The sequence below is a fragment of the Brucella pseudogrignonensis genome (assembly GCF_032190615.1).
Lineage (GTDB): Bacteria > Pseudomonadota > Alphaproteobacteria > Rhizobiales > Rhizobiaceae > Brucella > Brucella pseudogrignonensis_B.
In genome coordinates, this window is sequence record NZ_JAVLAT010000002.1 from 263,946 (window position 1) to 278,040 (window position 14,095).

Consider the following 14,095-nt stretch of genomic DNA (forward strand, 5'->3'; position numbering starts at 1 on the left):
TTTGGAGGAGACATGACCGGTCTTTACTGGATCACGCTTCTGGCTTTCGTCTTGTCGGTTACTTTTTGCCTGAGTTTTCGCGAGTTAGCGCGCAAATGGTATCTGATAGACACACCTGACGCACGGAAGCATCATGAAGGCAATGTTCCACTATGTGGTGGGATTGCAATAGCATTATCATTTTGCATCACAATCGCACTCAGCCCGTCTCTCTTCGGGTCAGCCAGTATCTCGCCGTTTTTGCCAGGCCTCCTCCTTATCCTTGCAATTGGCGTTATTGACGACCGTTTTAAACTGCCTGTCGCGCCACGTCTGGCCACCCAATTACTCGCAGCGCTCCTAATGATCGGTATTGCTGGCCTTAACCAGATTCATCTTCATCTATCTTCCGAAATTTCGTCGACACATTTTGAGCAAATGAATCTGCTCGGTTACGTTTTGAATGGGCCAGTTTTCTTTATAGTTGCATTGGCGTTTATTGTTGGTCTGATCAACGCCGTGAACATGAGTGATGGAGTGGATGGCCTTACAGCTTCATCGACAGCCGCATCACTTTTTTGGTTAGCGCTGATCAGCATGAGCGCCTCTGAAGGTTGGCTAGGCTTTCAACTCTTAGCACTCATGGCGAGCTGCCTTGGCTTTCTTGTTTTCAATATGCGCCACCGCTGGCGCGCCAGAGCGAGTATGTTCATGGGCGATGGCGGCAGCACTTTTCTTGGAGCGTCACTTGCCGGTGCTATTCTCATTCTTACAGGCAGCCACGCGAAAATTGCGTTTCCCATCCTTTTATGGGTGGTCATTGTTCCGGTCATAGACACATTAAGCCTGATCATCCGCAGATTATCAGCGCGCAGAAGTCCATTTTCTCCAGATAGGCAACACCTTCATCACCTCTTGATGGAGACAGGGCTCTCGTCGGGTCAAACGGCTATTGCAGTTTTACTGCTCAACCTTTCAGCCGGTGCAGTTGCCTATATTGCTATACGCCTCCAGATTCCCAGCTGGACAATGCTTCTGGCACTCGTCGCGCCATTTATCGCACACACAATTTTTGTGATGCGCATGACCAATGCCGCGCGCCCCATTGCTCCGCCCGTAACAGCTGATACCTCGTCGCAAAATAAGCCAAACATTACTCTTCCAGGGGCAACTTCATGAGTATTTCCGTACTAATCATGACCTTAAATGAAGAAGTAAATCTGCCAGCCTGCCTCGCATCGCTCGACTGGTGCGATGACATTGTGATTCTGGATTCCTTCAGCAGTGACCGGACGGTAGAAATTGCACAAGCAGCTGGTGCTCGTATCTATCAACGTCACTACGACACCGAAGATCGCCAGCGTATGTTTGGCCTTAAAGAAATCAAGTTCAAGCATAACTGGGTCTATACGCCAGATGCAGATGAAATTACGCCGACGGACCTGCGTGACGAGATGCTTGGCATAGCCTCCGACCCTACAAGACAGGAAGTATTGTTCAAAGCACGTTACAAAAATATGTTCATGGGCAAATGGATTCGCCACGCGAGCTTGTATCCAACATGGATTACGCGTTTGGTCCGGCCTGATCGGGTGCGGTTTGAACGTTCTGTTCACTCACGCGCCAGCGGTGGCCCTGAAGGCGAGTTGCAAGCGCATTTTGTGCATTACAGCTTTAATAAAGGACTTAAAGCCTGGTACGAAAAACATAATAACTATTCATCGGCTGAAGCGGACCTTTCTGCCGCAAAGCTGCTTGAGCGAAAAATAGACTGGCATGGATTATTTTCGCTAACAGCTGAACGCAGGAGGCGAGCTCTAAAATCATTGTCATACCACATGCCCTTCCGGCCCAGCTTACGCTTCCTTTATATGTATATTTTTCGATTGGGATTTTTGGATGGAAAACCGGGCTATCTATATTGTCGTCTGCTATCTGCCTATGAATTTATGATCGTCGTAAAGACGGAAGAGCGACGCAAAACAAAACCAGCAACCAACGCTAAAATTTCCGACATGAAGCCGAACGAAGCTGAAATTCCTGAACGGCATGCGATATGACAGCATTCGTTGTACTACCTTGGATTGTTCTCTTCGGTTTTGTAGCAATTTACTACTCCGAACCGATGTTGACCGTGCAAGATGATGGCAGCAAGGTGGATTTAATTGTTGTCCCCGGCGGAGATGGACCTCCACGAGCAACTCAGGCCGCACGTTTATGGAAAGCGGGGCGTGCACCACTTATCCTGATCACCGGAGATGGCGATTGCTTATTTAACAAACAAATCATGCTACGCGACGGTGTGGCCCCATCTGCAATTTTCGTTGAATGTCAGTCTGGCAGTACCTGGCAGAATGCGCGTTTTTCGGTGCCAATGATGCGTGAAGTTCAAGCAAAAAGCGCGCTTATCGTAACCAACTGGTATCATTCACGCCGCGCCATTGCGAGTTTTCGGACAGCCTGCCCACAAATGCACTTCGTGGCCTCTCCGATCGGCAATGGTGAGCTGAACCCCAAACTGCCAACAACACAAGCGGATCTTGAGCTGATCGCAAAGGAATATGTCAAACTGGCGTGGTATCTTCTCTCAGGCCACATCACTCCTGCAAAACTGACAGGTGAACAATCGGAAGGCCCATCATCTTTATGTGCGCAATATGAGAGACATCCATGAACCTGTCACTGACGTGGATATTTACAGGACTGGTTTGTAGCTTTTTGGCGAGTGGGCTGTTTTTTCGTCCGCAGCGCATGTACCAGTTTCCATTTCTGGCAGGCGTCATGACATTCGGGTTTTTACTTCCACAAATCCCAGCTCTTATGCATGATCCTTTCTTGCCATCAGGAGCCTATGCAAAGACTCTCTTTATGGGATCTTTGTCTCTTATTATGCTGGCTCTTGGTTGGCGCCTCGCCAAACGTCCAATTGGCTTTCTGATGGTAAGCTTTAGCGAAAAGCGACTTTTATGGGCAGCAACTTTGCTATCCGCTATTGGGTCATCTTTCTATTTTCTATTGAGCCGCTTGCCAGGCGAGATTTCCATCGGAATGCAAATGACAGGCATACCTGTGGTTTATTTGTTTTTTGCACAACTCATGCCATACGGCCTTGCTATTGCGCTTTTATGCTTTGCACGCAAACCAACATGGTTTTCAATATCTATCATCGCCTTTGATCTCATCTTCTATCTCGACCGTATCATAGTAACCGGCAAACGGGCCGAAGCTATCCAACTTGTTTTAATGATATTTCTGGCACTCTGGTTTTATCGACGAATTGTAATCCCTCGCAGCCTCATGCTTTTGGGTATTGTAGTGGGAACATTTTTAATGACCAGCATGGGGGACTATCGCCAGATCACTCGTGCGGCTTCCGGTTTCGTTTTAGACGACATTCTGGAAATTGATTATGCCGCCAATTTCAACCAAACGCTTGAGCGCGGCGGCCTCGAATTACGCAATGCTGTCCAGCGCATCGATGAAATTGATCGTCGCCTAGAATTCGATTTCGGCAAGTTTCATTGGAACCGTGTGGTGTTTACATTTGTACCTGCACAACTCGTAGGCACGGGCACAAAAGAAGCTCTACAATTTGATATGCCCAAACCAGGAAGAGATTATAACCCTCTTACAGGCACAACCGAAACCGGACTTGTCGATGCTTTTGCATCCTTCTGGTATTTCGGCGCATTGAAATTCTTGGCTCTGGCGTGGGTATTGCGACGTATTTGGGAAACAGCAATGTCAGGCCAGATGCTAGGGCAACTGGTCTATATGTTGTCTATCGTTCCGGCTATGCATTCAATTTCTCACCAGACGGACTGGGTTATCCCTGTTTGGATACACATGGCGATATTCCTCATACCTGTTTTATACTTCTGTCGTCTAAGTAACCGCTCAGTGGGATTACCAATGCCATTACAACACAATCCCGGCATTCCTAATATCATTAAAGGATAGCGATAATGGGCACTATATCACGTCCAGGCACTTCTATTCCAATTAATGGCAAAAAGACATCATCCAGACCGTTGGAAGGAGATGCAACATTCACACTCAAACATCGCATTCAACGGCTTTTCTGGAACTGCACTTGGCTAATGCTTGCAGCATGGACGCCTTCTTTTCTTTGGCGATGGCGTGGAGCCTTACTAAGAGCTTTTGGGGCAAAGATACACAGGACGGCAATCGTCCGCGGTAGTGCGCGCATCTGGTGGCCTGGAAATCTAAGGATGGATGCGCATTCTTCACTCGGACCTGGCGTCATTTGCTATAATGTTGCGCAGATAAACATTGCTGCCTTTGCTATTGTTTCACAACGTGCGCATCTATGTACAGCCGGTCATAATATAGACCAACAAGACTTTTCATTGATTGCTACAGCCATTCAAATTGGCACAGGTTCATGGATAGCTGCGGAGGCTTTCGTGGGACCAGGCGTGACGATAGGAGAAGGCGCAGTACTGGGCGCAAGAGGCGTCAGTTTCCGTGATCTTGAACCATGGACCGTTTATGCCGGAAACCCTGCAAAACCCATCCGTCAGAGACAACGGCTGCGGTGAAATGAGGAACTTCGATTAAGCTGTAGAGGCTTTTCCGCGCGCTAGCTTTGAAAAGAATTTTTCGAAACCAGAAAAACTATACTTTTGGTAAGCATCTATTGTTTGTAACGCGATATGCGGCCAGGTATAATTATCCCTGACGAGCTTAGAACCAGCCGCGCCCATCCGGGCAGCTTGATCGAGATCCTCCAGAATAACTGTCAAGGCATTCGCAACCGAACGCGGATCTACAGAACAAACAATCCCGGCCTCTGCGTCAGCCACTTCCGGAAAGTGGCAAGCGTCTGTGATTGCGACTGGCTTGCCACACGCCAGCGCTTCAGTTATGGCCACGCTGAAACCTTCCTGGCGGCTGGGCAAACAAAAACATGCAGACTGTTTAAGCGCTACAAGTTTTGCCGGGCCATACAGTCCACCCGTCAAGTGCACACGATGCTCTAACCCAGCATTGGAAATGCGCTCTCTAAATCCGGATTCCGCACCACCGTCAGGCCCGGCCACCACCAAATCCACGTCCGCAAAACGCGATGCAATCAGACTGAACGCATCAGCAAGGATATCGAGACCTTTTTTGTAATGGAGCCTGGACAAGAAGAGAATATAGCGCCGCTCTGGCAAATTTATAGATGAATCCAGTTCTCCTGTATCAATCTCGTTAAAGAAAATTCCATTGGGAATAATGATCGTCGGTGCTCTGAGTGCCAATGGTCGCATGAGGTCCATTTCATCCCTATTCAGAGCCTGAATAAAAGCCGCTCCATCAAGCATAGCTTTAAAACCTAGGGCCAAAGCCAGTTTCTTCTTCCATGCACTTTGCTGCATGCTCCAAGCATCAAGCATACCACAACAACAGATGCAGTAGGGAACTTTGAAACGACGACAGAGAAGCGAGGCCCGAAGCAGGTTTGTTTCCCACACACCATGAATATGAACAAAATCTGCCGTAGATATTATAGACGACATAGCTTTTGCGGCCCGATCACCAAATAGCTTTTCCCGTAAATCAGGCATGGGAAGCAAATAGGTCCGTACCCTATGAAAATCGGGAATTGTTGCCGTAGCCTTGCTCGCTCGATAATTGATCTCATCGTCACTGTAGCTGATAATTGTCACATCATGCCCGAGAGATGCCTGAGCTGCAGCTAAGCGCACGACGACGGCTTGAGGGCCTCCTTTTGCGGGGTCATAAGAACCAATCACATGTACGATTTTCATTGTACGATCCCCCGAGGATGATGCGCCAAGGCAGAAATCAAACGTTCTCCATAGCGTGCAACCGTAAAATCCTGCGCTCGCTCACGCGCATTACGCCCCATCACGGCCAGCAATTCTGCATCAGATGCAAGTCGCCTTATGATTTGAGATGTTTGCGCTACGTCACGGATAGGCACTATATATCCATCAATACCATGGCGCACGACACTGCCAGTATTTTCAGTACATATGACAGGAAGCCCCGCAGCAAGCGCTTCATAAACCGCTGTCGCCGAGCCTTCACACAATGACGGCAGCAAAAATATATCTGCCCATTCAAACTGCGCCCGCATCTCCGAACGGGGTATCGACCCCGTCAGTTTAACATTTTGCGAAAGCAGAGCATGTGCATGCGATGAAATATCAATGGGGCCAACAATACGAAACTGAGCTATATCTCCAAGCGTCTGCGCCACGGCTCCAACGTAAGGAGAACCTTTGCGAAGGCCGACCGCGCCAACCGTCAACACGCGTAACTTTCCAGATGCACGTGGGCGAGCGGGCAGCAAAAAGTGATCATCGACCCCATATGGAACGATCACAACTTTTCCGGGTAAGCAACCGGCATCAATGACATGCCGTGCTACAAATTCGGAAGGACAGATTACAATATCCGCGATCTTCCATTCCGCACATTCACGAAAGGCGAATTGATCAGCATTATTGTCCTTTGCAGCGAAGGGCTGCCAACCGGGATGCAGAATTTCCTCTTCACAAGCAATTTGGTCGACGACAGGTCGCGGAGCGATCATCTGCTCCACTGCAGTCCATAACCCTTGTCTGCGTGCAGCGGTTAAAAGTTCCAAAGCCTCGCCGCTGAAGGCATAGACCCCGCTCGCTCCATAAAAGCCATGTTGAGCAACAAGCTTTCCAAATCTTTCACCAGCCCAAATCGCATTGGCGGTCGATTTTGGGCCAGTTTGATTGGAGAGTCGGCGGATTGCGGAATGCAAGCCAAAGCCCGGAAAAGTCGTCATCTTTTCAAGAGGAATGTCTTTCGGATTTCGCCCGATCAAACGGCGCACCGAATTCGGAAGAAATGGAATGGGCAATCTGTTCAAAAGACAAGGCCAACCCTGCAATGCACAAATATCGGTATAAAAATGAGCAAGACGTGAACGTGTTTCGAATATTCGCGGAACAGCATAGTGCATTCTGGCGCCAAGCTGGCTGACAACCACAGAACCATCCATTACAATTTCTCCGGTTGCAAATGCCCACCAAGTGCAGGCATTCTTGCGGGAGAAAATTTCTTCTCCAGCCCCCCAATCGCTGACTGCCAAACCGCTACACCATATTCACGAGAATAGGCCGTCTCCATCAGATAGCGGGCATTATGACCCATCATCTTACATGTGAGCTTTGATTGGTAGAGATGCATGATAGAATGAACGAGTGTATCTACATCACCAGGATGCACAGCAATCCCGCATTGAAAGTCCCGAACCACCGATCCTATTTCGCCTTCTGTATCACCAATGAAAAGAGTGGGGCGTGCAGCAGCAAGTACTCCATAGAATTTGCTTGGAACAATGCAGTGCTCCAAAGCAGGTTTCAACGACACCAAATGAACATCCGCAACACCCAGGCTTTCCGATAAGCGTTCAACAGGCTGAAACGGCTTCATCGTCACATTTGTGAGCCCACGCCGTTCGACTTCATTTTCAACAAAGCTGCGCTGCTGGCCTTCGCCAACCATCAGGAAGCGAATTTCCGGATGATTTTTGAGCCGCTCAGCGGCGTCAAGAACTGTTGCAAACTCATGTGCGCGACCAAAATTACCAGAATAACCGATGACAAACTTCCGTCGCAGTCCCCATGCTTGCCGAAGCGCGTTCTTATTGGGATCAACTGGAAAAATTTCATTTCGATCCGCCCAATGATGCGCTATCGCGAAGCCCTCAGGCCGTATATCTCCATCGGACAAGTATCGCGCCATTCTTTCTATCGGACAGATGGTCAGAGAGGACTGACGAATGGACCAATTTCGTAAAGCCAAAGCCAGCCGTCCGGCAACAGTATTCTGATTCATCAGTCCCAGTTCGATTGCCGTCTCCGGGAACAAATCCATGACCCAGTTAACGAGGCGAGCACGACGCATGCGAATTGGCAATGCGACTGAAACAGCAAGCAGCGGGGGGTCAGTACACACAACACAAATATCGTCTTTTCGGGCATGCTTTGCAAACCATGCAGCTGCCATGATATGAAATGTTGCATAATCCGCAGCACGCCTCACAAGTCTTGCCCGACCGAAGCGAGACGTTCTTAGTCGATGAACATCGACGCCATCAATACTTTCACGAGATGGGAGCTCTTCAGTATGCTTATCATGATAGCTACGGCTGGCGAGTACGGTTGTTTCGATCCCCTGACGCACAAGCTCACTCGCCAGACTTGAAACCATCCGGCTGGTTGCAGACTGATCTGGATAATAATAGCGGTTGGCAAGTATAATGCGCATGAAACCAGCCTTCTTTCCCGTGGTCCAGTACAGGAAATTTGGCAACGTACGCATCGGTACTGCAAGAAGACCAATGGCATAGCGAACATCGTCTAGTGGTGTTTTAACTACCTCTTTGGTCTGAACCATATCAGCCATAGCATAGTCTGATACTTACCCAAACTGAGCGGAATGATATCTGACATCCCATTTTGGAGCCATTTTTCTGTCCTGCCAAATGGTTATGATGAGTTTACCACCAATCGGGCCGGAGGGAAAACCTTGCAAGAGAAAACAGCACTCATCATAGGTGTTACTGGACAAGATGGTGCGTACCTCAGCGAGTTGCTGCTGAAGAAGAACTACCGTGTTCACGGTTTAAAGCGCCGCTCATCCTCTTTCAACACAGCTCGAATTGATCATCTTTATCAAGATCCTCACGACGAAGACATTCGATTTCGCCTTCACTTCGGCGACCTGACCGATGCAACCAACCTATGTCGCGTAATTCAGGAAGTCAGACCTGATGAAATTTACAATCTGGGCGCCCAAAGCCATGTGCAAGTGAGTTTCGAAACACCAGAATATACAGCCAACGCAGACGCACTTGGAACGTTGCGACTGCTTGAGTCCATGCGCATTTTGGGTCTTGGAAAGTCATCGCGTTTTTATCAGGCATCCACATCCGAACTTTTTGGCAATAGCTCACCGCATGCGCAAAATGAACACACCCCTTTTGCGCCACGTAGCCCCTATGCCACGGCAAAGCTCTATGCCTACTGGACGACCGTAAACTATCGCGAAGCCTATGGCTTCCATGCATCAAATGGCATTTTGTTTAATCATGAAAGTCCACTACGCGGCGAAACTTTCGTTACACGAAAAATAACGCGGGCTGTTGCAGCTATCGAACGCGGCCTACAGGATAAGTTGCGTCTCGGCAATCTTAACGCCCGTCGTGATTGGGGGCATGCGCGCGATTATGTTGAGGGTATGTGGCGCATTCTACAAGAAGAAGAAGCCGACGACTATGTGCTGGCGACGGGCGAAACACATACAGTACGCGAGTTTGTCGAGCAGGCCTTTAATGCGGTTGATAAACATATCGAGTGGCAAGGCGATGGCGTAGAGGAAATCGGTATTGACCGTAAATCCGGCACATGTCTGATAGAGATTGATCCGCGATATTTTCGTCCAAATGAAGTGGATTTTCTCCTTGGCGATGCTTCAAAAGCGAGGGATCGTCTTGGCTGGCGACACTCAACCAACTTTAGCAATCTTGTTGCTGAGATGGTTGAATGGGACCTGCGTACTATCATGAGGGAGGTCGGACGCAATGACTTCTATGGATAAGCCGATTTATGCACTGGAAGGCAAAAAAATATTCATTGCAGGTCATACAGGAATGGTCGGATCAGCTCTGATGCGACGGTTCGCTCAGGAAAACTGCGAAATCATTACCGCATCCCACTCAACACTCGATCTCACACGACAAAGTCCAACAGAAAGCTATATTACCGACGTCAAACCGGATGTCATTATTGTTGCAGCTGCAAGGGTTGGCGGTATTCTGGCAAATGCACAGTATCCCGCAGACTTCCTCTACGACAACCTCGCTATTGGGATGAACGTCATCCACGCCGCACATCTTTGTAACGTCGAAAGACTTTTATGGCTTGGCTCCAGCTGCATTTATCCCCGTGATGCGGTGCAGCCTTTACAAGAGAGCGCGCTCCTGACTGGCCCGCTGGAACCCACAAATGAAGCCTATGCAATCGCAAAAATTGCTGCGTTAAAATATGCGCAGGCCTGCTCTAAACAATATGGCAGCCATTTTATGACGGCCATGCCGACAAATCTCTATGGGCCGAACGATAACTTCGACCTTAACAGTTCCCATGTTCTACCTGCACTGATGCGCCGCATACACGAGGCGAAAACCAGTGGTGCTGATCGTGTCATAGTATGGGGCAGCGGCAATCCATTGCGTGAGTTTTTACACGTCGACGATCTTGCTGATGCTTGTTTCTATCTGTTGTGTCATTACCACCAAGCAGACCCTATTAATATTGGTAATGGTGAAGAAGTTTCTATCACAGAACTCGCATTAATGCTCGCAGACATCATTGGCTTTCAGGGTAAGATCGAAAACGACTTAAGCAAGCCCGATGGAACACCAAGAAAGCTACTCGATACGAGTCACATGAAAGCTCTTGGATGGTCCCCGCGCATCCGACTGCAGCAAGGCTTGGCGGAAGTCTACTATAATTGGTCCCGCCAGTTTGCGACCTCTGAAGCCGCAGCCTAAAAATACGACCATAGAAAAAGGGCGCCGTATTTGCATTCGGCGCCCTTGCTTCTTTGTTATCGGATTATTTTAGGACGGAGATGCTCCCAACTTACTCATATCAAGCTCAATACGAAGAATATCTCCGGGACGAATTTCTGTGCGTTCATTGGCAGCGAAATCCTCAAATACGCCACTTACATTGCGGCTAATTGTGAAGACCAGCTTCTGACGCATATCGGACGATGAGATATTTCCAGAGGACTTTGCTATCTCGGCCATAGTTTGAAGTTGGGCATTTGCGCGCGATTCCATCCTTGCAAGATTTAGATCTATTTCTTGAAGACTTGTCGCTGCTTCGCTTCTGCGCGCTTCTTCCAGATTGGCGATACGCTGTTGGACCGCTAACTGGTTTTGTCGTGCACGCGCGAGGAAAGATGCCAACTCCAGGGCATCACGCCGGGTTGAGGAAAGATCCCGCTCCATATCGCGCAGGTTTGACTTTGCCGCCAATCCACGCTCAACAAGTGTCTTACTTGATTGGACATTTTCTTCCAGAAGTTTGATTTCCGCGTCATGAAGCGTGATACTTTGCTTTAATGTTTCAATTTCATCACCATAGCTTGCTGATTGCGCTTGAAGCGCACTGCGCTCCGCATTCAAATTATTGCGTCGCACATCAAAGAGCGTTTTTTCACCTGCCGCCATTTGTTTGGTAAGATTAGATGTCTGTTTGTTGGCCGGTGTTTGCTCGGGAAGCTGATAATCAAAGTCTATACCGTTTAATTCGGCTTGAAGACGCACGCGTCGAATGCTCGCCTGCGTCATCTGCATTTGCAAATCTGCATAGTCTTGTTGGGCCGTAATCAGCTGCATTCCAGCCGTGACTGCCGGAGCTTCTCCCTTGCCAGCGCCGCCACCAATTGCCATCAGCTCCAAAACCACCATACCGGGTCTGAATTCATATTTGCCGGGCACTTTGACATCACCAACGACGAAAACCGGCGCATACTGATTTATAGTGGCAGTGACCGTCAGTCCCGGAATATGTTGAGAAAGTGCGGCGGCTATTTTTTCGCTAATCTGAGGCATCGTCAGCCCGGCAACCGCAATGTTACCAACGACTGGATAGCCAATATTTCCTTCGGTATCGATCGGATAAAGTCCGGTAAGCGCAGGCTGCCCATAAACCGTAATCTGCAAAACATCATTTGAACCGGCCGCATAGCCCTGTCCCTCAGCGATCGCAACGGTCGCAAATGACCAAGCGATTGCAGTGGCGAGCAAAGTAGAACGAAAAAGAGAGGGAAAACCACGTCGGCTAACGATGTATCTCATGATGAAACCTCCCTATTTTTTGTTAAATCGGGATCCGTACCTTTCCGAACACGTTTAAAAACTTGCTTAAAGAACACTCTGATCTGCTGAATGGCCGAGACAGCGAAAGCAACAGGAACTATTATCCAGCTTCGGTATGACGGTGAAAAATCATTCACAACGGCAATCGCAGGTTTGCGGCCAAATGATGCCATGGTCTGAATCAATGCATGGTTTGCATTTTGTTCATTCCGATCGGACTTCACCATCAAAAGAGATGTGTCGGTAGCACGTGAAAGCAAAATCGAGCCTTTATCGTCCCTAACTGCCGGAAGATCGACGAGAATAATTTTATGATCCAGACGCAATTGCGCAATCAGCTCGGCAAGCCAATCCCCCTCACGCATCTGTTTGCCAGGAGTAATAATATCGATGCCTGACCCGTGATCATGAACAAGTGTTGCGCCCGGAAGCAACCGGCCGGTTGGTGTAAAGCCATACTCGTTGTTTGGAAGACCGAATGCTTCTGATAGCCCCGACTGATCGTTTGTCGCGTCGATAACGGCCACAGCTATGCCGCTGGCCGCAAATTGTTGTGCCAGGGCGGTAATGAGGAGTGCTTTTCCCTCGCTATCCGAAAGAGAGACCACGGAAAGCGCTAGGGAATCGCGCCCGCGTGTTAATGATCGCAGACGGTCATGAACCGACTTTACCGCACGACCAAAGGCACTGGCCGGATCAACGCCACGATTGATAAGCAATGACACTGTCAATCGGGGTGTTACCGGCAACAGCGTGGCTGCTGGAATGCCTGGCAAAATCATTGATGCCGTCTGAGCCGGACGGATTTTGTCGAAGGTTTCGCGTGCGATTGTGCCCGCAACTGCAATCAGACCACCAAGACCGAGCCCCAACAAAAGCCAATTGAATAGATTGGGACTTGAACGTGCTGCTGATGGCTCTGCTGGGGATATCAGCTGCGCCTCAGGAACAGCAATACCATCTTGCTCAATGAGTTGCTTGTAGCGCGTCAGATAGCTCTCATAGACTGTGCGGCTAGCATTGGCTTCGCGATCAAACTGAGCCACCTTGACCTGTGCCTGATTGGCTTCAGCGAGATCGCTTTCAGCTATCTTCAAAGCATCTTCCAATCCGGTGCGTCGTTGGTGCGCAATTTGTATTTCATTGCGAAGGCTCTTTATAATTTCGCCAACTTGGGCCGAAATTTGCTGCTTAAGAGCTTCGCGTTCGGCCGTTAACACGGGAATTTCCGCGCTTTTCAAGGCACCGTTTGAACGCAACTCATCAAGCTGACGCTCGACCCTAGCCTGCTCGTTTCGCAAATTTTGGATTGCTGGCGACGCCAATACTTCCGTTAAAGCAGGCGCTTCATTGCTGTCCTTCAAGCTTTCAGCCGTCCGCAGTCTGGCCTCAGCAAGCGACACCGCGCCCGTCGCTGCAACAATTTCAGTGTTTAAGGCTGCAACCTTCTGTGCCTGAAAACTGATCTGACCCGGATCGCCCGCTAAACGTGACTTCTGCCGAAAGTTTTCCGCAGCACTTTCAGCGTTTTCAAGATCATTACGTAAAGTGACAAGCTTATCACCAAGCCATTCGCTAACGCGTCGAGCAGCCGATTGTTGCACATCAATCTGATGGTCAAGATATGCCGTCGCAAAGGCGTTTGCAACTTTCGCCGCATACACAGGATCAGGCGCTCGATAGGATATAAAGATGGTATAAGATCGCCCATCATTGCTAACTCTAAGCCGCGACAACAACTGATCGATACGCTGTCTTTCCCGCAACTCGGGATCAACCTCACGAGCACCACGATCTTGCGCTGCAGACCGTGACGTTGAAGACAGTATTGTGCGAGACTGAAGCCCCGTCGGAACGTACACGTTCCCTTCTTGCAGAATATCAATGACCTTGCGGGCCATCATCCGTGAATTAATGATGTCGAGTTCTGAGCGCAACACCGGGCTGTCCTGTGGCAATGGCGTAATTGCACTTTCATTTGGCAACGCTTGCAGACGGCGCATGTCCAGAACGAGAACAGATTCAGAGACATAACTAATTGGTGCGCAGAGATAGCCAACAAAGCCTACACCAGCGCCGATTATGACCGGCACAATCAGCATGGCTTTCCTGCGTTTGATAATATCGAACAGGTCAGCCAACGGCTGACGCCCGTTTCCTGATGAAACGTCGGAGATAATCACAAAAATTCTCCTTAAAGGGCAGTTTCGC

At 49.1% G+C, this 14,095-nt stretch carries 12 protein-coding genes; 7 read left to right on the top strand and 5 right to left on the bottom strand.

The genetic code is table 11. The features are described 5' to 3' along the window. The first annotated feature begins 12 nt into the window (after positions 1–12). Genes RI570_RS12605 through RI570_RS12625 form a run of 5 tightly spaced genes read left to right on the top strand, consistent with a single transcriptional unit; the run spans position 13 to position 4,541 of the window. On the top strand, positions 13–1,158 hold the full coding sequence (locus tag RI570_RS12605) for an MraY family glycosyltransferase (protein WP_313828888.1): 1,146 nt from the start codon (positions 13–15) through the stop codon (positions 1,156–1,158). After that, a complete protein-coding gene (locus RI570_RS12610) occupies positions 1,155–2,039 on the top strand; it encodes a glycosyltransferase family 2 protein (RefSeq protein WP_313828889.1) in 885 nt (294 codons plus the stop codon). Before RI570_RS12605 ends, RI570_RS12610 begins: the two co-directional genes overlap by 4 nt. Then, positions 2,036–2,653 carry a YdcF family protein gene (locus tag RI570_RS12615; RefSeq protein WP_313828890.1) on the top strand — a complete coding sequence of 206 codons (618 nt, stop codon included), beginning with the start codon at positions 2,036–2,038 and terminating at the stop codon, positions 2,651–2,653. The genes RI570_RS12610 and RI570_RS12615 overlap by 4 nt, the downstream gene beginning before the upstream one ends. Next, positions 2,650–3,939, top strand: a complete 1,290-nt coding sequence (locus tag RI570_RS12620) for a hypothetical protein (RefSeq protein ID WP_313828891.1) — start codon at positions 2,650–2,652, stop codon at positions 3,937–3,939. The genes RI570_RS12615 and RI570_RS12620 overlap by 4 nt, the downstream gene beginning before the upstream one ends. Before the next feature lie 5 nt (positions 3,940–3,944). Then, entirely contained in the window at positions 3,945–4,541 is a 597-nt protein-coding gene (locus RI570_RS12625) for a putative colanic acid biosynthesis acetyltransferase (protein WP_313828893.1), read from the top strand. A gap of 15 nt (positions 4,542–4,556) precedes the next feature. Here the strand turns inward: RI570_RS12625 and RI570_RS12630 are convergent, their stop codons facing one another. From RI570_RS12630 to RI570_RS12640, 3 genes are read right to left on the bottom strand one after another with little or no spacing between them, the layout of a single operon-like run. Beyond that, positions 4,557–5,756 (bottom strand): glycosyltransferase, encoded by a 1,200-nt coding sequence (locus RI570_RS12630; protein WP_313828894.1) that lies wholly within the window; start codon positions 5,754–5,756, stop codon positions 4,557–4,559. Then, complete coding sequence (locus RI570_RS12635) at positions 5,753–6,988, bottom strand: glycosyltransferase family 4 protein (RefSeq protein ID WP_313828895.1); 1,236 nt, start codon at positions 6,986–6,988, stop codon at positions 5,753–5,755. The genes RI570_RS12630 and RI570_RS12635 overlap by 4 nt, the downstream gene beginning before the upstream one ends. Next, positions 6,988–8,259, bottom strand: a complete 1,272-nt coding sequence (locus tag RI570_RS12640) for a glycosyltransferase family 4 protein (RefSeq protein ID WP_313830024.1) — start codon at positions 8,257–8,259, stop codon at positions 6,988–6,990. Before RI570_RS12640 ends, RI570_RS12635 begins: the two co-directional genes overlap by 1 nt. Before the next feature lie 261 nt (positions 8,260–8,520). Between RI570_RS12640 and gmd the strand changes: the two genes are divergently transcribed. Further along, entirely contained in the window at positions 8,521–9,591 is a 1,071-nt protein-coding gene (gene gmd, locus RI570_RS12645; RefSeq protein WP_313830025.1) for a GDP-mannose 4,6-dehydratase, read from the top strand. Beyond that, positions 9,575–10,546, top strand: a complete 972-nt coding sequence (locus RI570_RS12650) for a GDP-L-fucose synthase (protein ID WP_313828896.1) — start codon at positions 9,575–9,577, stop codon at positions 10,544–10,546. The genes gmd and RI570_RS12650 overlap by 17 nt, the downstream gene beginning before the upstream one ends. A gap of 69 nt (positions 10,547–10,615) precedes the next feature. Here the strand turns inward: RI570_RS12650 and RI570_RS12655 are convergent, their stop codons facing one another. Continuing rightward, positions 10,616–11,863: a polysaccharide biosynthesis/export family protein gene (locus RI570_RS12655; RefSeq protein WP_313828897.1), complete on the bottom strand. Its 1,248-nt coding sequence runs from the start codon at positions 11,861–11,863 to the stop codon at positions 10,616–10,618. Then, a complete protein-coding gene (locus tag RI570_RS12660) occupies positions 11,860–14,067 on the bottom strand; it encodes an exopolysaccharide transport family protein (protein WP_313828898.1) in 2,208 nt (735 codons plus the stop codon). The genes RI570_RS12655 and RI570_RS12660 overlap by 4 nt, the downstream gene beginning before the upstream one ends. Between the last annotated feature and the right edge of the window lie 28 nt (positions 14,068–14,095).